At 42.9% G+C, this 25,312-nt stretch carries 21 protein-coding genes, 1 pseudogene and 1 riboswitch; of the genes and pseudogenes, 9 read left to right on the top strand and 13 right to left on the bottom strand.

Annotated features, from left to right (window positions below; translation table 11 throughout):
• Nucleotides 1-164 precede the first annotated feature (164 nt).
• Nucleotides 165-1,409 carry a serpin family protein gene (locus tag WFH04_RS12185; RefSeq protein WP_336824330.1) on the bottom strand — a complete coding sequence of 415 codons (1,245 nt, stop codon included), beginning with the start codon at nucleotides 1,407-1,409 and terminating at the stop codon, nucleotides 165-167.
• A gap of 74 nt (nucleotides 1,410-1,483) precedes the next feature.
• Nucleotides 1,484-2,047: a lysophospholipid acyltransferase family protein gene (locus WFH04_RS12180; RefSeq protein WP_336824329.1), complete on the bottom strand. Its 564-nt coding sequence runs from the start codon at nucleotides 2,045-2,047 to the stop codon at nucleotides 1,484-1,486.
• Between the two features lie 332 nt (nucleotides 2,048-2,379).
• A riboswitch (SAM riboswitch) is annotated at nucleotides 2,380-2,485 on the top strand.
• 107 nt (nucleotides 2,486-2,592) lie between these two features.
• On the opposite strand from WFH04_RS12180, the gene WFH04_RS12175 reads away from it, so the two are divergent.
• From WFH04_RS12175 to WFH04_RS12160, 4 genes are all read left to right on the top strand, one after another.
• Nucleotides 2,593-3,618, top strand: coding sequence for a methionine ABC transporter ATP-binding protein (locus WFH04_RS12175; RefSeq protein ID WP_336824328.1), 1,026 nt, complete (start codon nucleotides 2,593-2,595; stop codon nucleotides 3,616-3,618).
• The gene (locus WFH04_RS12170; RefSeq protein ID WP_336824327.1) at nucleotides 3,608-4,270 is read left to right on the top strand and encodes a methionine ABC transporter permease; all 663 of its coding nucleotides are present in this window, start codon (nucleotides 3,608-3,610) and stop codon (nucleotides 4,268-4,270) included. The genes WFH04_RS12175 and WFH04_RS12170 overlap by 11 nt, the downstream gene beginning before the upstream one ends.
• A 61-nt stretch (nucleotides 4,271-4,331) precedes the next feature.
• Nucleotides 4,332-5,192, top strand: coding sequence for a MetQ/NlpA family ABC transporter substrate-binding protein (locus WFH04_RS12165; RefSeq protein WP_336824326.1), 861 nt, complete (start codon nucleotides 4,332-4,334; stop codon nucleotides 5,190-5,192).
• A 1-nt stretch (nucleotide 5,193) separates the two neighbouring features.
• On the top strand, nucleotides 5,194-6,390 hold the full coding sequence (locus tag WFH04_RS12160) for a M20 family metallopeptidase (protein ID WP_336824325.1): 1,197 nt from the start codon (nucleotides 5,194-5,196) through the stop codon (nucleotides 6,388-6,390).
• A gap of 91 nt (nucleotides 6,391-6,481) precedes the next feature.
• Here the strand turns inward: WFH04_RS12160 and WFH04_RS12155 are convergent, their stop codons facing one another.
• The 4 genes from WFH04_RS12155 to WFH04_RS12140 all read right to left on the bottom strand — a co-directional run bounded on the left by WFH04_RS12155 (nucleotide 6,482) and on the right by WFH04_RS12140 (nucleotide 12,098).
• Entirely contained in the window at nucleotides 6,482-7,672 is a 1,191-nt protein-coding gene (locus tag WFH04_RS12155) for an acyl-CoA dehydrogenase family protein (RefSeq protein WP_336824324.1), read from the bottom strand.
• A 31-nt stretch (nucleotides 7,673-7,703) separates the two neighbouring features.
• Nucleotides 7,704-8,870 (bottom strand): saccharopine dehydrogenase family protein, encoded by a 1,167-nt coding sequence (locus tag WFH04_RS12150; protein WP_336824323.1) that lies wholly within the window; start codon nucleotides 8,868-8,870, stop codon nucleotides 7,704-7,706.
• Nucleotides 8,871-8,935: 65 nt separating this feature from the next.
• Nucleotides 8,936-10,414 carry an aldehyde dehydrogenase family protein gene (locus WFH04_RS12145; RefSeq protein WP_336824322.1) on the bottom strand — a complete coding sequence of 493 codons (1,479 nt, stop codon included), beginning with the start codon at nucleotides 10,412-10,414 and terminating at the stop codon, nucleotides 8,936-8,938.
• A gap of 166 nt (nucleotides 10,415-10,580) precedes the next feature.
• Nucleotides 10,581-12,098: a DHA2 family efflux MFS transporter permease subunit gene (locus tag WFH04_RS12140; RefSeq protein WP_336824347.1), complete on the bottom strand. Its 1,518-nt coding sequence runs from the start codon at nucleotides 12,096-12,098 to the stop codon at nucleotides 10,581-10,583.
• A 209-nt stretch (nucleotides 12,099-12,307) separates the two neighbouring features.
• Here WFH04_RS12140 and WFH04_RS12135 point away from each other — a divergent pair, with 209 nt between their 5' ends.
• Both WFH04_RS12135 and WFH04_RS12130 read left to right on the top strand, forming a co-directional pair.
• Nucleotides 12,308-13,195 carry a TetR/AcrR family transcriptional regulator gene (locus WFH04_RS12135; RefSeq protein ID WP_336824321.1) on the top strand — a complete coding sequence of 296 codons (888 nt, stop codon included), beginning with the start codon at nucleotides 12,308-12,310 and terminating at the stop codon, nucleotides 13,193-13,195.
• A 66-nt stretch (nucleotides 13,196-13,261) separates the two neighbouring features.
• The gene (locus WFH04_RS12130) at nucleotides 13,262-14,056 is read left to right on the top strand and encodes a TIGR00266 family protein (RefSeq protein WP_336824320.1); all 795 of its coding nucleotides are present in this window, start codon (nucleotides 13,262-13,264) and stop codon (nucleotides 14,054-14,056) included.
• A 337-nt stretch (nucleotides 14,057-14,393) separates the two neighbouring features.
• On the opposite strand, the gene WFH04_RS12125 is transcribed toward WFH04_RS12130, so the two are convergent.
• The 4 genes from WFH04_RS12125 to WFH04_RS12110 all read right to left on the bottom strand — a co-directional run bounded on the left by WFH04_RS12125 (nucleotide 14,394) and on the right by WFH04_RS12110 (nucleotide 20,384).
• Nucleotides 14,394-15,713, bottom strand: coding sequence for a YjiH family protein (locus tag WFH04_RS12125; RefSeq protein WP_336824319.1), 1,320 nt, complete (start codon nucleotides 15,711-15,713; stop codon nucleotides 14,394-14,396).
• Between the two features lie 109 nt (nucleotides 15,714-15,822).
• The gene (hutI, locus tag WFH04_RS12120) at nucleotides 15,823-17,076 is read right to left on the bottom strand and encodes an imidazolonepropionase (RefSeq protein WP_336824318.1); all 1,254 of its coding nucleotides are present in this window, start codon (nucleotides 17,074-17,076) and stop codon (nucleotides 15,823-15,825) included.
• Entirely contained in the window at nucleotides 17,073-18,746 is a 1,674-nt protein-coding gene (gene hutU / locus WFH04_RS12115) for a urocanate hydratase (RefSeq protein ID WP_336824317.1), read from the bottom strand. The genes hutI and hutU overlap by 4 nt, the downstream gene beginning before the upstream one ends.
• 195 nt (nucleotides 18,747-18,941) lie before the next feature.
• On the bottom strand, nucleotides 18,942-20,384 hold the full coding sequence (locus WFH04_RS12110; RefSeq protein ID WP_336824316.1) for a helix-turn-helix domain-containing protein: 1,443 nt from the start codon (nucleotides 20,382-20,384) through the stop codon (nucleotides 18,942-18,944).
• Between the two features lie 83 nt (nucleotides 20,385-20,467).
• Between WFH04_RS12110 and hutG the strand changes: the two genes are divergently transcribed.
• On the top strand, nucleotides 20,468-21,427 hold the full coding sequence (hutG, locus tag WFH04_RS12105; protein WP_336824315.1) for a formimidoylglutamase: 960 nt from the start codon (nucleotides 20,468-20,470) through the stop codon (nucleotides 21,425-21,427).
• A 360-nt stretch (nucleotides 21,428-21,787) separates the two neighbouring features.
• Here the strand turns inward: hutG and WFH04_RS12100 are convergent, their stop codons facing one another.
• A complete protein-coding gene (locus tag WFH04_RS12100) occupies nucleotides 21,788-22,465 on the bottom strand; it encodes an LrgB family protein (protein WP_336824314.1) in 678 nt (225 codons plus the stop codon).
• A complete protein-coding gene (locus WFH04_RS12095; protein WP_336824313.1) occupies nucleotides 22,462-22,818 on the bottom strand; it encodes a CidA/LrgA family protein in 357 nt (118 codons plus the stop codon). Before WFH04_RS12095 ends, WFH04_RS12100 begins: the two co-directional genes overlap by 4 nt.
• A gap of 355 nt (nucleotides 22,819-23,173) precedes the next feature.
• On the opposite strand from WFH04_RS12095, the gene WFH04_RS12090 reads away from it, so the two are divergent.
• Complete coding sequence (locus WFH04_RS12090; protein WP_336824312.1) at nucleotides 23,174-23,557, top strand: DUF485 domain-containing protein; 384 nt, start codon at nucleotides 23,174-23,176, stop codon at nucleotides 23,555-23,557.
• A complete protein-coding gene (locus tag WFH04_RS12085) occupies nucleotides 23,554-25,083 on the top strand; it encodes a solute symporter family protein (protein WP_336824311.1) in 1,530 nt (509 codons plus the stop codon). The genes WFH04_RS12090 and WFH04_RS12085 overlap by 4 nt, the downstream gene beginning before the upstream one ends.
• 127 nt (nucleotides 25,084-25,210) lie before the next feature.
• Here WFH04_RS12085 and WFH04_RS18450 read toward each other — a convergent pair.
• Nucleotides 25,211-25,312: pseudogene (locus WFH04_RS18450) on the bottom strand (transposase); the annotation flags it as partial.

Genomic DNA, 25,312 nt, shown 5'->3' with positions numbered 1-25,312 from the left:
CTCCGTTCAGTAATAGTAAAAATAGTGTATCATGGGATAAACACAATTACAATTAAATTTTTCTACATTTCTAAATTTACTACATCTCCCATGAATAACGTTATTTTTAATTCTTATGAAAGTACAAAGAAAACCTATTGGAGGAGTTACAATGAATTGAGTTTCTACATTTCAGGATTTGCGACAAATCCTATGAATAGCACAACTCCCGTTTCATCATCCGTAATCGTAAAGAAAAACGGTCGGTTTACTTCCATGACGAATGGATCGTCTGCCGGCGCGGATGCCGTATCGACCGATATACCCGTCACTGCAGCCGCTTCCGTACCTTCTTCATTCACATCAATATATGTTTTTTGCTTCACTTTGCTAATGAATAACGAGGAATCGCCTTCAACCATCTTGCTGAAATTAGCCTTGTCCGTAAATGCACTTGTCATGCCAAGTGCTTCCAATGCGTCATTAAGCTCTGCTTCATATACCATCTTAAATTTCGGAAGTAACAAAGTTCCTTTCAAGCTATTGAAATCAGACTGGAGCGCTGTCCACTTTTCAGCCGACAACGTATCTTTAAATTCCTTGAAGCTTTTTTGCTCATTCGGAAGGACGATTGTCATGCTCATTTCACCTTCTCCATATGGAAGTTTGACTGCTTGGAATTCGTCGTTGGCGGTATAAGACAGCTTTTCTTCAAGCTTCATGAAAGGCACCTCTTTTTCAGTTCCGTCCGTCAAACTGAAGTTTCGATTTTCTGTATCTTTCTTATCAAACGGGTACTTCCAATCCCCTTTGAAATAAATCGCGTTCAGCAGCATTGCAACAAGATTTTCGTCTAATGTTCCATCAACTATCTTGTCGATTTTGCCATTCGTCGCTCTTTCAACCCAGTCATTGATTCGTTTAGGTGAGTCGTTGCTCTTAATGTCGATTTCTTCAATTTTTGCATTGAAATAATCTTTAGTCCGTTGAGAAAACGGTTCTTGGAATTTAAATTCTTCATTTAGCCATATCGAATTGGCAATTTGTAGCTGGATATTCTTCAAATCCTTATTTAACAACGTCATAAGGGATGCGTTCGATCTATTCACGTCCATCGGCTCCAGACCATTCACTTGCAACGTTTTCGCGACTTCTTCCTTTGTCGCGTCGTCTGCCCCGTTATAGACGAGCGCCAAAGCCATCCATAGACTCGTAGGAGAAATAAACAGATTTCCTTTGTCATCGATATCGATTTGATCCATCAGTTTAAATCCTAATTCATTGGAAGGATCCACTATTTTTTCATAGTCCTTTTCGCCAAATTCAACACCTTCCGAAATTTGAAGATTTCCTTCATTCGAAGTTCCACATCCCGTCATAGGCAGCAGAAGGCTCATTCCAACAAGAGAAGCGGTAATTTTCTTTTTCAAATGAATCACTCTCCTTGGAAACGTAGACTTGTTTCAGATGGAAAAGGTTACAAGTTTTTTATGAAAATATGCATTCAAACCAAGGTGATTTCCCTTTCTAATTTCTCCGTATATGCTCCTATTTCTTCTTTACCCGTTTTCTCAATAATGAATGGGTCGCCAATTGTAATCGTTGCTTTTCGGCACTTCCAAATGTCTTTCAGATTTGCCGGACCTTCATATGTAACCGGAACGATCGGTACTCTTGCCAAACCAGCAATGGTGACGGCTCCACGTTTTATCGGAGCATTCTCAGCCGCCCTTGTTCCGCTTGGAAATATCCCAACAATTTCACCGGACTTCAGTAGTTTTACAGGTGTTTTAATACTGCTTGGTGATGGATTTTCACGGTCAATTGGAAAGGCATTTATGCTCGTTAAGAACGCAGCTACTATTTTTCTGCTAAAGAGCTCCTTCTTTGCCATGAAGTGAATCGGGCGCGGCAATGAAATACCGAGCGCGATTATTTCCAACCAGCCTCGGTGTGCGCAAGTAATTACATATCCCCCATTCTCAGGCAGTTTGTATGTATTCTTCAATTCAATTTTGGCGATGAAGAAAAAGATGATTTTCGCCAAAGTGGCTGTTAATTTATACATGTCACCCTCCCGTTATCATCAACGTATAATACCTGGTACTAATTATAGACAAACTACATTCTTTTACAACTAATCAGGCACTTAATCCGACTGCCTAATTGTAAAAATTTGTCGCATATCTTTATAATTGAAAGATGCTTTTTATTTTTAAATGCAACAAATATAACTGTATATAACCATCATCTTGCTATGAAAAGCGGAACTTCATCATTTCTTTCACCCTATATAATCAGACTTGTTTTTATATTTAATCTTCAAAAATATTAACAAACTTAGTTGACATTATTTTCAACCGTGGTAAAGTTGTAAGCAATTCAAATTTTATACAAAATTTCTTATCAAGAGAGATTGAGGGACAGGCCCAATGACATCTCGGCAACGGTTTTTTAAAACTACGTGCCAATTCCTGCAAACAGTTTTCTGTTTGAAAGATAAGAAGAGAGAAGCTTTTTTCGTATTCTACAATTTTAGTAGAGACGCCTTCTTTTTTCATATCTTCTTACAGATATGAAAAAAGAAGGCGTTTTTTATTTGGAGGGGATTTTATGATCACATTCGAAAATGTAACTAAAACATTTGTTGTCGGAAACAAGAAAGTCGAAGCAGTAAAAAAGGTGACATTTGACATTGAGGAAGGCGATATTTTTGGCATTATCGGATTCAGCGGCGCTGGAAAGAGCACATTGATCCGACTTGTCAACGGCCTTGAACGTCCGACGGAAGGGAAAATTCTTATCAAAAAAACTCCCTTGCACGAACTAAAGCCGAAACAGCTACGGGAAGTGCGCAGAAAGATTGGGATGGTATTTCAAAACTTCAATCTCTTTTCTTCCCGCACAGTCGAACAAAATGTCGAGTACCCTTTGAAGTTATCGAAGGTACCTAAGGCAGAACGAAATGCCAAAGTAAAACAACTTCTTCAATTCGTAGGACTTGCGGATAAAGCGAAAAGTTATCCCGAACAATTATCAGGAGGGCAAAAACAGCGTGTCGGCATTGCACGCGCACTTGCGACTGACCCAGAAATTCTGCTTTGCGATGAAGCGACGTCCGCACTTGACCCGAACACGACGCGCGATATTTTGAATCTATTGCAAAAGGTGAATCGGGAAATGGGGATTACAATCTTGCTCATTACACATGAAATGCAGGTTATCCAATCGATTTGCAACCGTGTCGCAGTAATGGAGACGGGAGAAGTGATTGAACAAGGCGAAGTGTTCGAAACGTTTACGAATCCGCAGCACGCAACAACAAAAGAATTCATCTCCGCCACCGATCAAAGCTTGCCTTCCCCACAACTGCTTGATGTATGGCGGGCAAAAGGAGGAACCACTTTGTACCGCATCCTTTTCAAAGGAGAGCGGGCAAGCGACCCGATCTTATCAACGGTTGCTCGAAAGCATCAAATAGATTTCAATATTGTTTACGGTTCTATCCGGGAATTACAGCAACAGTTTTTTGGCAATCTTGTCGTTTCATTCGAAGGCAAACATGATGCAGTGATCGCTTGCATCCAAGAATTGAAAAGCATCGTGGACATTGAGGAGGTGAATACGAATGAAAGTTAATTGGGAGACGTTTTGGATTCGTATTGTGGAGGCAACCGGTGAAACGATTACGATGGTTTTAGGGACTTTGGTTTTTAGTTCGATTGTCGGTATGGCATTAGGTATCCTTCTGTTTACCACTAGAGAAGGAAATATACTTGAAAATCGGTTCATTTCTGCTTTACTAAATTTCTTTATTAATATTATTCGCCCGATCCCTTTCATTATTTTGCTTTTCGTGCTTTCGCCTGTTACACGCGAAGTGATTGGAACGACGATTGGGACCGCAGCTGCCATTTTCCCAATGACAATTGCTGCATCGTTTGTCGTCGCAAGGGTCGTCGAAAACAATTTGATCAGTATCGATCCGGGTGTCATTGAAGCAGCAGAAGCAATGGGAGCAAGTCCGCGCCAAATCATTTTTACCGTATTGATCCCTGAAGCGCTTGGACCACTCATCCTTGGACTAACTTTCGTCACAGTCGGTTTAATCGATTTTTCAGCTGTTGCAGGGACAGTTGGCGGAGGAGGATTAGGGCACGTCGCGATGACGCATGGCTACCAACGATTCGACAGTTCCGTCATGTTCGTTACAGTCATTATCTTAATTGTACTTGTACAATTGGCGCAGTGGATTGGCAATTTCTTATCGAAAAAAGTGATGCGTCGATAACTTGTACATTCGCAATGAAGTGTTTTTAAAATACAAAATATATAAAATTGGAGGATTTCTCATGAAAAAAACCATTAAATTACTTGGAGCAATTTTACTGCTATCCATTCTTGCCGCTTGCGGAAAAAGTGGATCTGCTAACGAAGATATTGTTGTAATCGGTGTTACCGGAGCGGATGGTGAGCAATGGAACGTATTGAAAGAGTTAGCGAAAGAAGAAGGCATTACAATCGAACTGAAAGAATTCGCGGACTATACATTACCGAACAATGCACTCGCCAATGGCGACATCGATTTAAATTCTTTTCAGCATATTGCATTTTTAAGTCAGTTTGCCGAAGAGAACAATGTTGACATCGTACCGATTGGTTCAACTGTTATCGCTCCGCTCGGCATTTATTCCGATAAGCTTGACGATATTTCAGGCATTAAAGAAGGAGATAAAATTGCCGTTCCTGATGACCCATCGAATTTAGGGCGCGCTTTACGCTTATTGGAAACTGCAGGTCTTATCAAATTAAAAGAAGGCACTGGACTTTTTGGAGATACAACATCCATAGAAGAGAATCCTAAAAACTTGGAAATCATCCCTATGGTTGCTCAGCAAACGCCACGTGTCTTGCAAGATGTCGCAGCATCCCTTATCAACAACGGGATTGCGGGTCAAGCCGGGTTCAACCCTACTGAAGACCCAATCTTTTTGGAAGATGGCGACAATGAAAATGCCTTGCCTTATGTGAATGTCTTTGCAGCACGTGCAGAGGATGCACAAAACGAAACCTATTTAAAAATCGTCGAGCTTTACCAGTCCGAACAAGTAAAGAAAGCCATTGAAGAAGAAACAAAAGGCGGATCGATATTGTTGAACATACCACAAGATCAGCTAATTGATACATTCGAACAATTGAAGGGAGAAAAGTAAAATGACAACGATAACGAATCAAATCCATTCATTTATAACGGAAAACCGTGCACGCTTTATTGAAACGAGTCTATCAATCCATGCAAAACCTGAAATCGGTAATGAAGAATATTTTGCCTGCGAACAATTAACGACATTGCTCCGTGACGAAGGGTTCGAAGTAGAGACAAATGTTGCGGGACATGAAACTGCGTTTTACGCACAGTTTTCAAGTTCGAAACCCGGCCCGACGATTGCTTATTTGGCAGAATACGATGCACTGCCAGGAATCGGCCATGCTTGCGGTCATAATATTATTGGAACGACAAGTGTTGCTGCTGCAATCGCACTTTCCAAAGAACTTGAATCGATTGGCGGAAAAGTGGTCGTCTTAGGAACACCTGCGGAAGAAGGCGGTCCAAACGGTAGTGCAAAAGGAAGTTTCGTCCGCCACGGCTACTTAAAAGACGTAGATGTTGCATTGATGGCCCATCCTTCCGGAAAAACAGGTGTAACGTCCAACTCGTTAGCTGTCGATCCATTGGATTTCCATTTTTACGGCAAGCCAGCCCACGCTTCAGGTGCACCCGAGCACGGCATTAACGCACTTGACGCGGTCATATTACTATTCAACGGCATTAATGCACTGCGTCAACAATTGCCGCAAGATGTCCGAGTACACGGCATCATTACACATGGTGGCGAAGCGCCGAACATTATTCCTGAATATGCCTCAGCGCGGTTTTTCATTCGTGCGTCCACTTGGAAACGAACAGAAGAAATCGCTACGAAAATACGAAATATTGCAGAAGGTGCCGCACTTTCCACTGGAGCCACTGTCAAAATCGAACGTTTTCAAAATGAAGTGAAAGATTTCGTCATTACAGACGCACTTGACGATGCAGTGAAACGTCACCTCGAATCTCTTGGGGAAACCGTCCATACCGAAAAAAGAAAAGGACTTGGATCGACAGACGCAGGAAATATCAGTTATGAAGTCCCTACTGCACATCCTTATATTAAAATTGGCGATGATGATTTGATTGGACATACCGTTCCATTCCGCGAAGCAGCCAAATCTGATCGTGGTATGGAAGCACTCCTGATCGGCGCAATAGCTCTTGCAAAAACAGGGCTTGACTTACTGACAGATACAGCGCTTTTAAATAAAGTGAAAGAAAGTCACGCGCAAGCGTTGGAAGCAAAATCTCAGCAATAAACAGAAACCGGACAATCCCGTTTATTCGGGTACTGTCCGGTTTGGCTTGTTATAATTTATCATTGCTGATACTATGGCGTATTCTTTCCCCTCAATCAAACGGCCACTCGGGCAGCATATTACTCAACTTCTTATCTTCCCTATAGCCAAGCACGTATTCCGCCTGCATGATCGTATGGATTTCGCGCGTCCCCTCGTAAATGACAGGCGCTTTTGAATTGCGCAGGAAGCGGGCAACTGGATATTCATCCGAGTAACCGTAAGCGCCATGAATTTGGAATGCGTCATCTGCCGCTTGATTGGCAAAGTCACATGCTTGCCATTTCGCAAGCGATGTTTCTCTCGTATTGCGTAACCCTTTGTTTTTCATTTCTCCTGCGCGATAGACTAATAGCCGGCTCATTTGATAGCCCGCTTCCATCTTGGCAATCATTTGCTGCACTAATTGGTGCTTACCGATCGGCTTGCCAAACGTTTCTCGCTCATGGCAATACTTCACACTTTCCTCCAAGCACCCCATAATAAGTCCAACAGCACCTGCAGCTACCGTGAAGCGTCCGTTATCGAGCGCAGACATTGCAATTTTGAACCCTTCCCCTTCTTCTCCTAACAGATTCTCTGCAGGGATTCGCATCTCTTCGAAAAACAGCTCACCCGTATTACCTGCCCGAATGCCGTATTTTCCTTTAATCGCTTTCGATGAAAAGCCTGGCGTCGTCCTCTCAACGATAAACGCACTAATGCCATGATGCTTTTTTGATTTATCCGTATAAGCGAACACTAGGAAATGATCCGCAACGTCACAGAGCGAAATCCATGTTTTTTGGCCATTAATGACATAATAATCTCCGTCACGTACAGCCGTTGTTGCCATCGCAGCAACATCTGATCCAGCTCCTGGCTCCGTCAAACCGAACGCGCCAATCTTCTCCCCTTTCGCTTGAGGAATTAAATACTTCTGCTTTTGCGCTTCGGTTCCCCATTGCATAAGCGTCATGGAATTCAAGCCGATATGGACAGAAACCGCTGTCCGAAACGCAGTATCTCCTCGTTCCAACTCCTCGCATAAAATAGCAAGCGAATTGTAATCCATGCCGCTGCCGCCATACTTCTCGGGTACACAAACACCCATAAAACCTAAGTCGGCTAACTTCTTCCATATTGCCGGATCAAAACCGCCTTCCGCATCCCAACGCTGGATATTTGGCATGATTTCATCGTCTACAAATTGACGGGCCGTTTTGCGAAGCATCTTCTGTTCTTCTGTAAATTCAAAATCCAACTCCCTATCCCCCTTCAGTCATAATGTCCTATCAAATATGCGCTTCGTGTGTTTTAACCGTTTCTTGAATGACTACGCCGCGTTTCTTCATTTCCTCTATATAAAACTCACCTGGGACGATCATTTCAGGTGGATGAACTCCACGCTTCGTAATTTGACCGTTGCCGATCATCTGAGCTACAACTGAAATCGTATTTGCTGTTGCACGGGCCATCGCGGTTTCATTCACAGAAAGGTCCTTTTCCGTTACCAAATTGTATTCGTAAGTCGTCGGCATTCCTTGCGCCTCGCCGCTTACGATGACACGGAGTAGAACCGCATCGGATTTATCGCCAAGACGAAGCTGCGGAGAAAGCTGTTCGCGCATGACATCGCGCACTTTGACAGACCTGCCGTCAACCGTCACTTCATTGTTGCGGGACAATAGGCCAAGATCGACTAATAGCTGGAACTTTTCAGCATGGCCTTTATAGCGCACTGTCTTGTATTCTAAGGTTTTGACATGCGGGAACGTCTTCGTCAATGTCGATGTGCCGCCAGAAGTATGAAATGCCTCCATATCGCCATAGCCATCGAAATGGATCGTCTCAATTTCGGACAATGAAGGAATTTCGATCAGCTTGCCGTTGCGGATGACGTGTGAAGGATCCGTGTAATGATCAAACACCCCTTCAAGAGAAAAAACGACATTATAATCAAGCGGCGGCTCGGGATTGACTGGCACACCTCCGACATACAGCTTAATGCTATCCACTTGGTCTAACTTTCCCGCACCATAGCCAGATAAGATGTTGATCATACCTGGCGCAACCCCTAAATCCGGAATAATTGTCACGCCTTTGTCAGCCGCTTTATCAGCCAATTCCAATACCGCATCCGTTGCGCCTCCGATATGTCCCCCTAAATCTACGGAATGCACACCGATTTCAATCGCCGTCCGCGCAACCTTTTCATTAAATGTGTAAAACAATGCGTTAATGACGATATCCCCAAGCGCCATCACTTCTTGCAGCTGCACGTCATTCGTCGCATCCAATGACAGAAGATCCAATTTTTCCGACATCAACTGCTCTGCAAAATTTTCCGCCTGCCTTATGTTCAAGTCTGCCAAATAGACTTTTTCAACCTCATTGCTTTTTACAAGATCCCGCACTGCTTCTTTCCCCATTAATCCAGCACCCAAGACGACTACTTTCATATAAACATCCCCTTTTTCAACGTAATCCTTTACCCTATTCCAACTTGCAACTTTTTCAACCCCTATTATTCTGTGTCGATTTGCGCCCGTTGCAGCTTACCGCTGAAATCAACATAGATGCTCTTCCATTCCGTGAAGACATCCAATGCTGCTACGCCCGAATCACGATGCCCATTCCCTGTTCCCTTCGTTCCCCCGAAAGGTAAATGGATTTCCGCGCCTGTCGTTCCTGCATTGACGTAAACGATTCCTGTATCCAAGTCCCGCTGTGCCCGGAAAACTTTATTGACATCACGTGAAAAGATCGAGCTCGACAAGCCATACATGACACTGTTGTTCACTTCAATCGCTTCCTCTAAATTTGCCACTTCAATCAATGAGACGACTGGACCAAAAATTTCCTCTTGTGCAAGCCGGCTATCCCATTTCACGTCTGAAAATAGTGTCGGTTCAAAGTAATGGCCATTCGAAAAGTCCCCATCAGTCAAACGATTGCCGCCCGATAGAAGAGTTGCGCCCTCTTCCTTCCCTATTTCAATATATGATTGAATTTTCTCAAGCGCCTTTCCGTTAATGACTGGCCCGATTTTAACAGACTCGTCCAATCCGTTGCCGATCGTTAGCCCTTTCATGGCCCCTACAAGCTTCTGTTCAAGCTCTTCCTTTACATCTTTATGCACAATGACCCTGCTGCATGCCGTGCAACGCTGCCCCGCTGTTCCGAAAGCACTCCAAAGGATCCCTTCAACAGCTAAATCGATATCTGCATCGTCCATGACGATGACCGCATTTTTTCCTCCCATTTCAAGCGATACTTTCTTTAAATGCTTACCGCCCGTTTCCGCTACATGCCGACCTGTGTCAGACGATCCAGTGAAGGAAATGACACGGATATCCGGATGCTCAATCATCGCCGTTCCGACTTCAGAGCCAGAACCAAACACGATATTGGCAACACCTTCCGGAAGTCCTGCCTCTTCAAAGATGAGCGCCATTTCATATGCCATCATCGGTGTTTCCGTTGCAGGCTTCCAAACGAATGTATTGCCCGCCACAATTGCAGGGAATGACTTCCAAGTTGCAATCGCAATCGGAAAGTTCCACGGAGTAATCAGTCCGACAACTCCGATCGGTGCCCTGACACTCATTGCAAATTTATCTTGCAGCTCAGATGGGACTGTTTCCCCAAACAGTCTTCGCCCTTCTCCTGCCATGTAAAATGCCATATCAATGCCTTCCTGTACTTCTCCGCGCGCCTCTTCAATCACTTTTCCCATTTCTTTCGTTAAGACTTGTGAAAGATGCTCCTTTTTCTCCTTCATGATATTGCCGATCGTATATAAATAATCCGCCCGTTTCGGGGCAGGGACCAAAGCCCATTTCTTCTGAGCTGCTTTTGCTGCTTTGACAGCCATGTCTACGTCTTCCTTCGTCGACAGCCTCACTTTCGCCAATTCTTCCCCTGTCGCCGGATTCAGTACGGCTGTATATCGTGCACCTTCGCCCTCTTGCCATGAACCACCAAAATAATTATTCAATTGCATGACTCACTTCCCCTTTCAAATTCGAATCTTTTGTAACCGCTTTCAAATTATCTATTTCGACATCTTATAGTAAATCCCTGCTTATTTTCTACAATAAATCATATGCTTGTCTATGAAGAAGTAGCACCTTCGCCTCTTTTAACACAATTAAAAAACTGCCCGGAAATTAATCCTGGGCAGTCCCTTTGTTTTGTTCCATATTTTCTTCCGTAGCATTATTTTCAGTTTTGAATTTCGGTGGCATGACCCGCTTAACGAAAAATGTCATGATCAACGCTACGATTGCAATTATCGTTGCAACAAAGAATGAAAAATTAATGCCGTCCAACATCGCCTGTTTACCTAATTCTTCTTGCATAGTAGCGATTGCAGCTGGATCTGTCGGTAGTTGACCAGCTGCTGCAGCAGATTGTGCAAGTTCAGCTCCTGATTTCTCCATGCGCTTCGTCATAACAGTAAGCAATAAAGCTGAACCGATTGCGCCTGACACTTGCTGTAACGTGTTATTCATTGCAGTTCCGTGTGGATTGGAGTGCATTGGAAGCTGGTTCAAACCATTTGTCATAATCGGCATTGTTACCATAGACATCCCGAACATTCGAACCGTATAGATCATCATTAAATAGTAATAACCTGAATCTACGGAAAGACGACTTAAATAGAATGTCGTAACAACCGTAATTGCAAGACCAGTTATAGCTAATGTACGCGCTCCATATTTATCAAACAGCCGTCCTGTAATTGGTGACATAATTCCCATAACAATTGCACCAGGAAGCATTAAGATTCCCGAGTGGAAAGGAGAAATACCACGAACTTCTTGCACGTAAAGAGGTGTCAAAATCATACCAGAGAACATCGCAATCGATAGTACAATCGAAATTGCGGAAGCTAATGCGAACATTGGGTGCTTATAAATTCTAAAGTCGAGCATAGGATCTTTCATTTTCAACTGGCGGACAATAAATGCTATCAAAGAAATAGCACCGATTATAATCGTGCCGTATACGATCGGCGCATCCCATCCTTGATCACCCGCTGAACTGAAACCGTACAACAATCCACCGAACCCAATGCTTGATAGGACAAGAGAGAAGAAGTCTAAAGAAACTTCCCGATTCGGTGTGATATTGCGGAATTTGAACAACGCAAAAATGATCGTAATGATAGCAAAAGGCAAAATAATGACAAACAGTGTCCGCCATGAATAATGTTCAACTATCCAGCCCGATAAAGTCGGCCCAATTGCAGGTGCTGTGAACATGACAAGCCCGAAAACACCCATTGCCGTCCCCCGTTTTTCAATCGGGAAAGCAGCAAGCATAACATTCATTAGCAACGGCATCATAAGTGCAGAACCTGATGCCTGAAGCATGCGGGCAGCGACAAGTAGGCCGAAATTAGGTGCAAAGATTGCAGCAGCTGTTCCAAGTGTGAACAAAATCATCGCTGTTATGAAGAGTTTGCGGTTTGTGAACTTTTGGATGAAGAACGCACTCGCAGGTATCATAATCCCATTTACCAACATATATCCAGTCGTCAGCCATTGAGCCTGCGAAGGTTTCACAGAGAACTCTGTCATGATCGACGGCAAAGCGATATTCAATAAAGTATTATTTAAAAGTGCTACGAATGCTCCGAAAAACAGAATGGAAATCATCCCGTAAGGAGGCTTTTCGTGCATTTTCTGTATATTATTTTCCAATTTAATTCCCCCATTCATGAGCTGTAGCCCTCATTTTCACAGCATGTTTAATAGTTTATACCCTCAGTCCAAAACAATCAACATTGGTAACCGCTTTCAAATAAAAAAATGTAAATATCGTTGGTGTTAGTGCTTTCCTTTTGATAAAGTAAGATTGAACCAACAGTACATTTATAAGGATGATATAAGTGAATGACCGTAAAACGCATGTATTATTAACCGCTCAAAGGCTCTTTACGAATAAAGGTTTTTTTACAACATCCGTGCAAGATATTATTGACGAATCCAAGATTTCAAAAGGAACTTTCTATAATTATTTCTCTTCGAAGAACGAATGTTTAATCGCCATTATAGAAAATGCCCATGAAGCATTCGTAGCTCAGCGGAGAGAAATTTTAGTCGGTAATCGGAAAGACGATAAAAGTATATTAGCCGAGCAAATTCTGATTCGCTTACGGCTCAATCGAGAAATGAAATTGCTTCCTATTTATGAGGCAGTATTTCATTCGAGCGATGATGAGCTTCGAAATTTTGTAAAGCAATTACATTACGATGAGCTTCGATGGTTTACAACACGTCTCATTGATGTTTACGGAAAGGATTCTGAGAAATATGTCGTCGATTGTGCCATCATGATTTACGGTGCGATTCATCAGCTTATCCATTTTTGGTCGGCAACATCTCCTAAATCCATTAATTTAAATGATTTAGTTCATTTCACGATTAGACGGCTGGATGCCATTATGTTTGATCTGATGAAAAACAAAGACTCACTTTTAGGTAAACATTTTTTGGATAATCTTTTCACAAATGAAACATCATCAACCATTATGAAAGAGCAACTCATTGCTAAATTGCAAAGTCTCCTAAACGGTCAACAAAAAGATGGACATGATAATCGACTGCAATATATCGAATTTCTTATAGAGGAACTTTCAGCAATGGAGCCACGGCTTTTCATTATAGAATCGGTCAACCGCTCCTTAAGGGAAGTATACGCCGATTCCAACGAAGCAAACCGTATAAATGAAGTTGTTTCTTTAACGTGGAAATATATAGATAAAATGCAATCATAATGATGAAACCTTTCCGTCCAATCACTCGTAGAACGGTTACTACAATGATTTAGGAGGAGTTCAGGGATGAATAATCATGAAATTGATTACAAGTTGTACGGCGATGACATGCAATTCGTAGAAGTAGAGTTAGATCCGAGAGAAACAGTTGTTGCTGAAGCTGGATCTTTAATGATGATGGAAGATGGCATTGAAATGGAAACCATTTTCGGTGACGGATCGAATAACTCAGGCGGCGGATTCATGGGCAAGTTAATGGGTGCGGGAAAAAGGATTATTACAGGTGAAAGTTTATTCATGACAACTTTCACGAATATAGGATCGGGCAAAAAACACGTTTCCTTTGCAGCTCCTTATCCCGGCAAAATCATCCCTGTAGACCTCAGCCAACATGACGGTAAAATTATTTGTCAAAAAGATGCTTTCTTAGCTGCAGCGAAAGGCGTGACAGTCGGCGTTGAATTTCAAAGACGGCTTGGCGTTGGGTTCTTCGGAGGCGAAGGCTTTATCATGCAAAAACTTGAAGGCGACGGCATGGCTTTTGTTCACGCCGGAGGAACCATTATTGAGAAAACTTTGAACCCGGGAGAAACGTTGCGCGTAGATACGGGGTGCCTCGTTGCGATGACACGGGATGTCGATTATGACATCGAAATGGTAAAAGGCATTAAAACAGCATTATTTGGTGGTGAAGGGCTATTTTTCGCTACCCTAAAAGGTCCAGGGAAAGTTTGGATACAATCATTGCCTTTCTCCAGACTTGCAAGCCGCGTATTTGCAGCAGCTCCTCAAACTCCTGGAGGCTCCAAGGATGAAGGAAGCATCGCAGGCGGACTGTTCAATATGTTAGGCGGTAAATAATTTTAGAAAATCCGATGGCACACAACGATGCGCCATCGGATTTTCTATTGAACAATTCGGACCTTACAAAAGAAGCCGTATGTGTCGCTTTTCCGAAGATTATCGATCGTTTGCGTTATGTCAAAAAAATGCGTGACATAGCGCTGCCGATGACATTCCTTTCGAAGCTTCATGCGCCATTTTCCAGTCCATAAGACTCTGTCTACTGCCCTTTCTCATTACGGACCATTATTTCAAGCGGATCCCCTTTTTCATCCATCATGGCAAAGATTCAGCAAGCGCTCTTTCGAACAAAATAATAAATCCGGACGGCTAATCCACCATCCGGATCGGATATCTATAGCAATACATACGCGATTGGTGTGACAATCAATATTGTTAATATAACGCGTTGCAGCCAAATAACGACTAATTTAGGAATTGAAATTGGAATTTCAGTCGACACGATGCATGGCACGACAGCCGAAAAGAAGATGATCGACGAAACCGATACGACTGCAATGACAAATTTGACAATCAACGCAGATTCAACGACTAACGCCGCTGGCAAAAACATTTCAGCAATTCCTAATGCACTCGCCTTCGCAATTAACATCGGTTCAGGTAACTGCACTAAAGCAGTAAACGGATAAAATAGATAACCTATCCAGTCAAATACCGGCGTATACTCTGCTAACACAAGTCCTAAAAGTCCAATCGACAAGATAGACGGCAAAATCGCCATTGCCATTACGAGTCCATCACGTAAATTCGTAGAAATGTTTTGTAAAAACGAAGGTGATTTTGAAACAACTGTCACAGCTTCCTGCCATGCCGCTGAAAATCTCTTACCATCCGGCTTCACTTCGGGCTGTGGCACAGCCCCTTCGTAATACTCATCTTTAATGAATTTCAATGGCCACAGATGAACGGTAATCGCTGTTACAATAAACGTGACGACTAATGTGACCCAAAAATACAAATTCCAAATACTCATCAAGTCAAGCGTTTTTGCAACAACGACCATGAAAGTAGCTGAGACTGTCGAAAATCCAGTTGCGATAATGGCCGCTTCCTTAGCTGTATACTTTCCTTCTTTATATACCCGGTTCGTTATTAAGAGCCCTAATGAATAAGAACCGACAAATGAAGCAACCGCATCAATCGCAGAACGGCCCGGTGTTTTCCATATCGGGCGCATAATCGGCTGCAATAAAACCCCGATAAATTCTAACAAACCATAGCTCACTAACAATGCCAAAAAGATGGCGCCAATCGGCACTAACAATCCGACTGGTATCACTAACTTATTTAGCAAAAACGGCCCCATGTCAGGATCGAACAGCCAAGCGGGACCAAAATTAAATACCAACATAATCCCTACAATTAATCCAATTACCTTAAATATCGAAAATACGATATCGACCGCTGATTTTTTCCATGTACCTGTTACAAACGGATAGATTGCCCCTGATAGTATGACAATTAGCGCGTAATAAGGAAGTGCACCAGCGATATTGTTTTGCAACCATGTAACGATATGGTCGAGCATAATGGAACTTTTTCCGTCAATGACAACCGGCACAAAAAACATAAACGCGCCAATTGCACTGAAAACAAAAAACTTCCAAATTCCTTGATTCGTTCTCGACTTCTCTTTCACCCCAATTTGAGCCATGAAACTTCCCTCCCCATATATAGGCTGTCCTTTATGAAAAAATAGCGTATGGCAAACTCTTTTGAAAAGCCGGGAATGAAGCCAAATGCTTTTCATTCCCGGCAATCACTTACCCTACAACCCGTTTCCCTTTTTTCAAAACTTGACCAACGTGATTCACACCAAACAAATATTGAAGCTCTTGATAGTTTGCTACATTCCAAATGACAGCATCGCCCAACTTACCGACTTCCAATGAGCCGACTTCGTCTTGCTTGCCGATAGCGCATGCTGCATTGATTGTCGCCGCAACAATTGCTTCTGCCGGTGTCATCCGCATGGAAATGCACGCTAGATTCATAACTAACGGCATCGATGTTGTCGGAGATGAACCCGGATTGCAATCTGTGGAAATTGCGACAGCTACGCCTGCATCGATCATCTTCCGGCCCTTTGCAGCTTCTTCACGCAAGTACAATGCAGTCGCCGGCAATAAACAAGCGATGACACCCGCTTCTGCCATCTTTTCGATTCCTTTATCTGATGCTTTCAATAAATGTTCAGCTGAAATCGCACCAACCTTCGCGGCAAGTTCCGCGCCCCCATAAGATTCGATTTCATCCGCATGAATTTTAGGGATTAAACCATGTTCTTTTCCCGCTTCTAAAATACGCTTTGACTGATCGGGCGTAAACACTCCAACTTCACAAAACACATCATTGAAAACGGCAAGCTTCTCTTCTGCAACGACTGGAAGCATTTCATCAATGATACGATCAATATATTCTTCTTCCTTGCCTTTATATTCTTGCGGCACCGCATGAGCCGCCATGAAAGTCGGCACTAAGTCGATCGGATGCGATTCATTCAGACGCTTCATGGCGCGCAGCTGCTTCAATTCCGTTTCCAAATCAAGTCCGTATCCGCTTTTCCCTTCAACAGTCGTTACGCCATGCTTCAAAAACGAGTCCAATCTTCGCGTAGTTTGCTCAATCAATTCCTCTTCCGTCGCCTCACGAGTCATCCTTGTTGTCGCATGGATGCCTCCGCCCGCATTCATAATATCCATATACGTTGCACCTTCAAGGCGCATTTCAAATTCTCGCTCACGGCTTCCTCCATAGACGACATGTGTATGAGGGTCAACGAGACCTGGCGTAACAAGCTTTCCCGTCGCATCGACAACTTCTGCTTCTCCCGCACGTTCCCGATAAATGCGCTCTAATTCTGCAGTTGTACCTACTGCCGCAATTTTGCCATCTTCTATCCAGACGCTGCCATCCTCAATTATGCCTAACTCCGACATTCCCTCACGCTTCCGCGGCGCATTATCACCGGCAATTGTTACAAGTTGTGCTGCATGTTTAATCCATACGTTATTCAAGAATTTCCACCTTCCATCATCGGGATGCGAACCCCTTTTTCTTTCGCCGTTTGAATGGCCAAGTCATAGCCTGCATCGACGTGGCGCGCAATGCCCATCCCCGGGTCTGTCGTTAACACTCGTTCAAGCCGCTCTTCCGCTTCTTTCGTTCCATCTGCAACAATTACCATTCCAGCGTGTTGGGAGTAACCCATGCCAACACCGCCGCCATGATGCACGGACACCCATGTTGCACCGCCTACCGCGTTAATCATCGCGTTCAATATTGGCCAATCGGATACGACATCAGAACCATCCTTCATCGCTTCCGTTTCGCGGTTCGGCGAAGCGACGGATCCAGAATCCAGATGGTCGCGGCCGATAACGATTGGTGCGCTTAACTCGCCGCTTGCGACCATATCATTAATGATTTTCCCGAAACGTGCGCGTTCTCCATACCCTAACCAACAAATGCGGGATGGCAAGCCTTGGAATTGAATTTTTTCCTGAGCCATTTTAATCCAATTACAAAGATGTGTATTATCGCTAAATTCACGTAAAATGACTTCATCTGTTTTCCGTATGTCTTCTGGGTCCCCCGATAAAGCAACCCAGCGGAACGGTCCTTTTCCTTCGCAAAATTGCGGCCGGATATAGGCTGGCACAAATCCCGGGAAGTCAAATGCGCGTGCCACGCCTTCATCCTTCGCTACTTGCCGTATATTATTGCCGTAGTCAAAAGTGACCGCCCCTTTATCCATCATGTCAATCATCGCTTGCACATGTTTTGCCATCGCTGCTTTTGAACGTTTCACATATTCATCCGGATCTGCTTTACGCAATTCTTCAGCTTCCGTCAAAGACATGCCCGATGGTATATATCCGTTCAACGGGTCATGCGCCGATGTTTGGTCAGTCAAGACATCCGGATTGAATCCTCGAACGATCATCTCCGGTAAAATATCGGATGCATTGCCCAATAAACCAATCGACAATGCTTTCCCTTCTGCTTTCGCTTCTTCAGCAAGCCGAATCGCTTCATCCAATGAATCCGTTTTAATATCTGTATAGCGGGTTTCAATTCTGCGGTCGATTCTCGTCTCGTCAACTTCAATTCCAATGCAAACGCCGCCCGCCATCGTCACGGCTAACGGTTGAGCGCCTCCCATACCGCCAAGGCCCGCGGTTACTGTAATTGTCCCTTGCAACGAACCGCCAAAATGCTGTTTTGCAAGCTCTGCAAACGTTTCATAAGTTCCTTGCACAATTCCTTGCGAACCAATGTAAATCCAACTACCCGCTGTCATTTGCCCGTACATCATTAAGCCTCTCTTATCCAGCTCATGAAATGTATCCCAATTGGCATATGCCGGAACAATATTCGAATTGGCAATCAAAACCCGCGGTGCATTGGCATGCGTCTTGAAAATGACAACTGGCTTTCCGGATTGCACTAACAATGTTTCATCATTCTCTAATTCTTTCAACGAGCGAACAATTGCATCGAAGCTTTCCCAATTCCGAGCAGCTTTCCCAATTCCCCCATAGACGACTAATTTTTCAGGATGCTCCGCCACATCTGGATGCAAATTATTCATTAACATCCTTAATGCAGCTTCCTGCTGCCAGCCTTTCGTATGCAATTCAGTACCTCTGTATTGAACAACCTTCTCCATTGTATCCGCTTTCATTTCAACTACCTCCCTTTCCTTACTTTCATTCTATAGGAAAGATTCAGAGAACATTTTATACATTTTTCTCTATTTTATATTTTTGCAACTCTTTTTTCATTCTTTCCATCTATGAATTATACTTTTCTTCAATATATTTAACGTTCCAAACAAAAAAGCATAACAGACGAATGATCGCCGTTACGCTTAAATTCGTTATTTTTTTCTGCTGCCTTGCAATTTTCGATAACGATAAGGAGTCATGCCATTTTCCTCTTTGAAGCATTTGCTGAAGTAGGTTGCATAAGTGAAACCTGCCGCCCGGGAGACTTCCTCGATGGACAGATCCGTTTTTTTCAAAAGTCTTTCCGCTTCATTTAATTTTATTTTCAATAACGACTTGCTAAATGATTCACCTGCTTCTGTCGAATACTTTCGGCTCAATGTGTTTTTATGAATATCCAATTCTTCAGCACAAGCTTCCATCCCCCATGAAGCATTCCGAAAATTCTCCTTCATAAGCTCCCGTACTTTATCAACGATTCGGTTTTCATTGGCAGCCTGTTGTTCCGACTGTTCTAAAAGCTTATTTACAAACGATAGGAACAGCTGGATAATTTGGTACATAACCCTCTCCCGAATAATCGTTTCAAAAAGGGAATGATATGCAGCTTCCAATGAAGGCGTCTGATAAGCATGAGCAATCATATACCTCCTGATTTGCGCTAAAATGCTCGTCAATCGCACACGTATCATTTCAGGATCCGGGAAGGGCGGTGATAGTGCTAAAAAATCCTTCTCCATCCATTCACGTATTTGAACAGCCTGTCTCTTTTCTAACATTTCCACCCATCGTTCTTGTTCTGAAGGAGATAAAAACGGATCCATTTCACGCCATTTAAGCTCTTCTTTCACAATTGACAAAATATCGTATCCGTCATAGAAAATTCCTTCTTGCACCTTGCGCAACTTTTGATAAAGGTCACGATAATTACTCTGACCGTTATCTGTATGCAAATAAATCGTCAATAAAGCATCCGACTGACGTTTATAATTTGAAAAAAATATGCTGTAAGCTTCCCGCAATGGCTCCTCTTCCTGCGAATAATGAATCGTAAACAAAAAATCGGAAAACGGAAAAACGCGGTAACGATCCGGGAAATCGAAATTCTTCATTTCACGGACGAGATTAGAAATTTCATCAATTTGTGACGGTGCAATCAAACTGACTGTCACCGGCCTATCCGGAACAGCATTTCCTACAAGCAAATCTTCATAAGAAACCATCTCTTCATTTGACGATGCTTGGCCTCTTAATTGCTCTGACTCATTTCTCCATCGAAACCTCATTTGCTGCACTTGTTTCAATAAACGCTCCGGTTGAAACGGCCGAAACAGCACATCCTCCGCCTTGCATGAAAGCGCCTTATAGACTGTTTGAAAAGTCCGATCAGACGATATGCCGATCCAATGAATATGTTCCGGTGGCTCCACTTCTCCCGACATCACATAATGCATATCAATAATGCACAAATAGGCGTCTTTTAAAATGTCTATTGGTTCCACAATTTCTACAGTCACATCGTTCCATTGCGATGTAAGAAGCCATTTCAACCCTTGTGCTTCAAGCGGATCTTGGATGAGCAAAGCTACATGCATGGACTGCCACCCCTTTTCTATCGTTCTATTGTAATTTTTCGAATCCAAACTATATACTGAAATATAGGAGTCTTGCAGAAAGGATGATTGAATTGGAATTTAACCAATCCGTTTGGACAGGCAGAATCGATGATGCAGATAACCGGGCAAGCTTCCGCTACCATCAAATTGTCGAACTCGCACCGCTTGATCAGCTAAAACATTGCAATGAAACTTGTGCAATTATAGGGTTCTCCTGTGAAGAAGGTGTCCGTCGCAATAAAGGAAGATTAGGCGCAGCGAAAGCCCCCGACGCTTTGAGAACTGAATTGGCAAAGCTTCCTTGGAAATTTCCCGAATCAAAAAAACTGCTCGATACAGGTACCATTTCCTGCACGGACGGCGACATGGAAACAGCCCAGCAAAACTTAGGACATGCCGTTAGTACGATCTTATCCTCCGGTGCAACGCCGATTATATTAGGCGGAGGGCATGAAACTGCTTATGGCCATTATTTAGGCATCCGCGATGCATTTGGACAAAATGCTTCGATTGGAATCGTCAATATTGATGCCCATTTTGACTTGCGGCCGTATGACGAGCAGCCTTCATCCGGGACAATGTTCAGGCAAATATTGGAGCATGACGAACATGCGAACTATTTCGTCGCCGGCATTCAACGATTTGGCAATACGCAAGAACTATTCGATCGAGCAGATAAATTAGGAGTGCTCTATGAGTACGAAGATCGTATGACTGACAGCAATCTAGATAACGTCCTTACTACATTGGAAGAATTCATCGAACAACAAGATGCAGTATTGCTCACATTATGCACAGACGTAGTAAATGCCGCATTCGCACCTGGCGTCAGTGCCCCGTCACCGTTCGGTCTATCCCCTTTAATAGTCCGTACGCTCATACGAAAAGTTGCCGGACACCCAAAGACGGTTTCATTCGACATAAGCGAAGTGAATCCTGCCGTCGATGAAAATGGCCGCACACAAAAATTAGGCGCCTATTTCGTCAACGAGGCAATTGCCTCCTTCATGGAAAAACAATAACACGAAGCCATCCAATCAGCAGGATGGCTTCCCTTCATTGAAGGCATCATTTATTCTACAAACGCCAGAACCCAAGTCCAAGCTCATAAATCCCCCAATAAAGGAATAAACTACAATCACAAACTCATACCCCCCGCAAAACGTTTAAACCCTTATTCCCCACGCATAAAGCCCTTCCATCCTCACATACATCATATGATCGAATGCACTTAACTCGCCTCATCGTGCGAATAAAAAGAGAGATAAATCCTACACTACTAAAATAGTATCACAATTCTGTCATCCAGCAATTAATTTATGGAAGAGATACACGACTTATAAAAATGCCTCGCATCAAAAAACAGATGCAAAGCACTTCCTTTAAAAAAGTAACGGGCATAAAAACGTTATGAAAATTGCGGTTAATATATACGCGACTGTACTTATCGAACCTTCTTCGTTACTCATTTCAAACATTTTCGCTGTACCGATTCCGTGGGAGGCAATACCGATTGACAATCCCCTTGCAACCGGATGGAAAACCTTCAAAAAATTCAATATCGGTACACCAAACACTGCTCCAAAAATACCTGTCACCATCACATACACGACAGTCAACGACGGGATTCCCCCGATTGACTTGGATATTTCAATCGCAATTGGCGTAGTTGCATTTTTCGGTATGATGGAACGCGCAACTTCCGGGTCGACTTGAAAAAGTAAACTTAAATAATATCCGCTGAATAAGCCAAACGCCGCTCCTCCAATGACACCAAATAAAATAGGCCATAAAAACTTTTTCACAGTCGGCAAATTAAAATACAGCGGATATGCCAGTGCAACAACAGCAGGACCTAATAAAAAATTCCATACTTCAGCTCCTTTCATATATTGGTCATACGGAATGTTAAAAAGTAAAAGAAAAAGAATAATTACGATCGTCGAAGGAATCAATGGCATCATAAATGGCTTATGGTACACGGCATAAAGCTTAAGCGCTCCCCAATAAGTTCCCGCTGTAATCAACAATCCGAATAGCCATATCCAAACGGAACTCATCGGCTCTCCCTCCTTCGGATGAACCATTGTACACTAAATGCAGTCACTGCAATCGTCAGAAAACTGCTCATCATTGTTGTTAGCACTGAAACCGCATTCCACGTTTTAAATAAATTCAAATACAAAATAATCCCAACGGTTGCAGGGATAAAAAATAATGTAAAATGCCGAACTAAAATTTGCGCTCCTTCAGTATGAGTGCTTACACTGGCATCCTTGAATACTATTAAAAAAATCAACAACAGTAATAAACCGATCATACTGCCTGGAATGGGCAATCCAGTCCATCGTTGTATTCCTTCACCAAGAAAATAGAATAGGAAGATGAAGATGAGTTGAATGATCCTTTTCATTCATATCGCCTACTTTCTCTAACTTATCGGCAAAACGGACAGATCTCATCCACAGAACTTGTTTTGTCGCTCTTTCCGAACTAGCATACAGCTCATTTTTAAAAACGTCAATGCGGAGGGAAATGGTCGGATTTTTTATTTAAAGAGCAAAACTGTTTACGTAAACTATTTTATGAAATAAATCTATCGCCTGTTCCTCCTCTACTCTAATAGACTAAATACAGACTATGAAATTGAGAGACTAAAGAACCATTCTAGATATAAGGAGAAAAAAACTTTTGAATATTTCGTTTAAAAGAGGTAGACTATACACATCTTTTTGAACATTTCGTCATTAAAAGGAGGCGTATTATTCTTGAAAGTTGAAAGCGTTTACAAAGAGAATGAGTCAATTGCTCAACAAACAGACTCGAACATTACAACGTCACAAAGTGGGGTCAATTTTGAAAAAGTCGCGGCAAGTCAAAAATTTAAGGCGTTAACCTCTAAAAAAGCCAAGTTCATCGTTCCAATGAGTATCTTTTTTCTTATTTTTTACTTCATGCTACCCATTTTAACTTCTTACACAAACATCCTTGAAAAGACAGCAATCGGTGACATTTCTTGGGCGTGGATTTATGCTACTGCACAATTTATTATGGCATGGGTGCTTTGCATCGTTTACGTGAAAAAATTTCAATCATTCGATAAAGATGCAAATGACATCATCGAATCGGAAATCAAGGAGGAAAGCCGATGAGCCCCACAGTGATCATTCTATTTCTATCAATCGTTATACTAACTTTGTTCATTACTTACTATGCAGCAAAAAGAACAAAAACTGCCGGAGAATTTTACACAGCGGGCGGCGGATTAACCGGATGGCAAAATGGTTTAGCAATCGCAGGGGACTATTTATCGGCAGCCTCTTTCCTTGGGATTGCAGGAATGATTGCATTATTCGGTTTTGATGGTTTCTTCTACAGCATCGGTTTTCTAATTGCCTACTTGGTCGTTATGTTCTTAGTAGCAGAACCGTTGCGGAATCTTGGCAAGTATACGCTGGCGGATATGATCAACTCCCGTTTCGATGCAAAAAAAGTCCGCGCCGCGGCCGCACTTAGCACCATTACAATTGTTGTCTTTTATATGATTGCTCAACTTGTTGGAGCAGGCGCACTCATTCAATTATTATTCGGCATCGATTATTGGATTGCCGTTCTAATTGTCGGTGTCATGATGACTATCTATGTATTATTTGGCGGAATGACAGCGACAAGCTGGGTTCAAATTGTCAAAGCTGTATTGCTTATGCTCGGAACTGTCATTATCGCAGTTCTTGTATTCGCACGTTTTGATTTCAATATTGCACATATGTTTACAGAAATGAAAACCGCTACCGAGCACGGTGAGGCATTCCTTCAACCAGGATTGAAGTACACAGTTCCGCTTGATACGATTTCGCTCATGATTGCGTTAGTGTTAGGAACTGCAGGCCTTCCGCATATTCTTATGCGCTTCTTTACCGTAAAAGATGCGAAAACAGCACGCAGCTCGGTTGTCACTGCCACTTGGATCGTTGGTATTTTCTACATTTTAACGATCTTCTTAGGCTTCGGCGCTGCTGCTTTCGTTGGACATGATGTCATCGTCGGAGCAAATGCTGCAGGAAACATGGCTGCACCACTATTGGCAGAAGCATTAGGTGGGGACTTGCTCATGTCATTCGTTTCTGCGGTTGCTTTCGCCACCATTTTAGCTGTCGTTGCAGGACTTGTTTTAACAGGAGCTTCTGCATTTGCGCATGATATTTACGGTCAAATTATTAAAAAAGGAAATATTACTGAGAAACAACAGATTAAAGCTGCTCGCCAGGCATCACTTTGGGTATCCGTCTTCTCCATCTTGTTAGCACTATTTGCACAATCAATGAATGTTGCATTCCTTGTTTCCCTTGCATTCTGTGTTGCGGCAAGCGCAAACTTGCCAGTCATTCTTTATACGATTTATTGGAAACGCTTCAACACAGCAGGTGCAATGACAGCAATGATCTCTGGTCTTGTCTCGTCTTTGATTCTCGTTGCTTTGAGCCCCAATGTCTTATCTCCGGTTGAAGGGGCTGCAATTTTCGTAGGAGACCCAATTTTCCCACTAACAAATCCGGCAATTATTTCTGTTCCGCTTGGATTTATAGGTGGGATTGTAGGAACGCTGCTATCAAAAAGCACCGACGAGAAGAAATATGCCGAAGTTACTGTTCGGGCGAACGTCGGGTATCGCGATTAAAAACAAAAATGGGGCTGTCCAATAAGTCCCTAAAATAGAACAGGTGGCGAAAAACGAATCGTTTTTCGCCACCTGTTCTTGTATTTTTCTCATTCAATACTGAAAGTAGCACGCGGACGCCGGCCACTTTCAGTAGATTGTGTGCCAATGCCACAATTCCGAATTCCGTATGCACCTTTTCGATGCCCCGCAGTGAGAATTTGCGGAACGACCGATTGCCCTTGATGTG

Source organism: Sporosarcina sp. USHLN248 (assembly GCF_037144575.1).
In the GTDB taxonomy this organism is placed as follows: domain Bacteria; phylum Bacillota; class Bacilli; order Bacillales_A; family Planococcaceae; genus Sporosarcina; species Sporosarcina contaminans.
Note: the sequence above shows the minus strand (reverse complement) of the source record. Positions and strands in the feature narration are given on the sequence as shown.

What these genes read in the sequence shown, in the direction of transcription:
- WFH04_RS12180 (WP_336824329.1), bottom strand. Translation starts at nt 2,047, where the DNA reads ATGTATAAATTAACAGCCACTTTGGCGAAAATCATCTTTTTCTTCATC.
- WFH04_RS12175 (WP_336824328.1), top strand. Translation starts at nt 2,593, where the DNA reads ATGATCACATTCGAAAATGTAACTAAAACATTTGTTGTCGGAAACAAG.
- WFH04_RS12170 (WP_336824327.1), top strand. Translation starts at nt 3,608, where the DNA reads ATGAAAGTTAATTGGGAGACGTTTTGGATTCGTATTGTGGAGGCAACC.
- WFH04_RS12165 (WP_336824326.1), top strand. Translation starts at nt 4,332, where the DNA reads ATGAAAAAAACCATTAAATTACTTGGAGCAATTTTACTGCTATCCATT.
- WFH04_RS12160 (WP_336824325.1), top strand. Translation starts at nt 5,194, where the DNA reads ATGACAACGATAACGAATCAAATCCATTCATTTATAACGGAAAACCGT.
- WFH04_RS12150 (WP_336824323.1), bottom strand. Translation starts at nt 8,870, where the DNA reads ATGAAAGTAGTCGTCTTGGGTGCTGGATTAATGGGGAAAGAAGCAGTG.
- WFH04_RS12145 (WP_336824322.1), bottom strand. Translation starts at nt 10,414, where the DNA reads ATGCAATTGAATAATTATTTTGGTGGTTCATGGCAAGAGGGCGAAGGT.
- WFH04_RS12140 (WP_336824347.1), bottom strand. Translation starts at nt 12,098, where the DNA reads ATGCACGAAAAGCCTCCTTACGGGATGATTTCCATTCTGTTTTTCGGA.
- WFH04_RS12130 (WP_336824320.1), top strand. Translation starts at nt 13,262, where the DNA reads ATGAATAATCATGAAATTGATTACAAGTTGTACGGCGATGACATGCAA.
- WFH04_RS12125 (WP_336824319.1), bottom strand. Translation starts at nt 15,713, where the DNA reads ATGGCTCAAATTGGGGTGAAAGAGAAGTCGAGAACGAATCAAGGAATT.
- hutU (WP_336824317.1), bottom strand. Translation starts at nt 18,746, where the DNA reads ATGAAAGCGGATACAATGGAGAAGGTTGTTCAATACAGAGGTACTGAA.
- WFH04_RS12110 (WP_336824316.1), bottom strand. Translation starts at nt 20,384, where the DNA reads ATGCATGTAGCTTTGCTCATCCAAGATCCGCTTGAAGCACAAGGGTTG.
- hutG (WP_336824315.1), top strand. Translation starts at nt 20,468, where the DNA reads ATGATTGAATTGGAATTTAACCAATCCGTTTGGACAGGCAGAATCGAT.
- WFH04_RS12100 (WP_336824314.1), bottom strand. Translation starts at nt 22,465, where the DNA reads ATGAGTTCCGTTTGGATATGGCTATTCGGATTGTTGATTACAGCGGGA.
- WFH04_RS12095 (WP_336824313.1), bottom strand. Translation starts at nt 22,818, where the DNA reads ATGAAAAGGATCATTCAACTCATCTTCATCTTCCTATTCTATTTTCTT.
- WFH04_RS12085 (WP_336824311.1), top strand. Translation starts at nt 23,554, where the DNA reads ATGAGCCCCACAGTGATCATTCTATTTCTATCAATCGTTATACTAACT.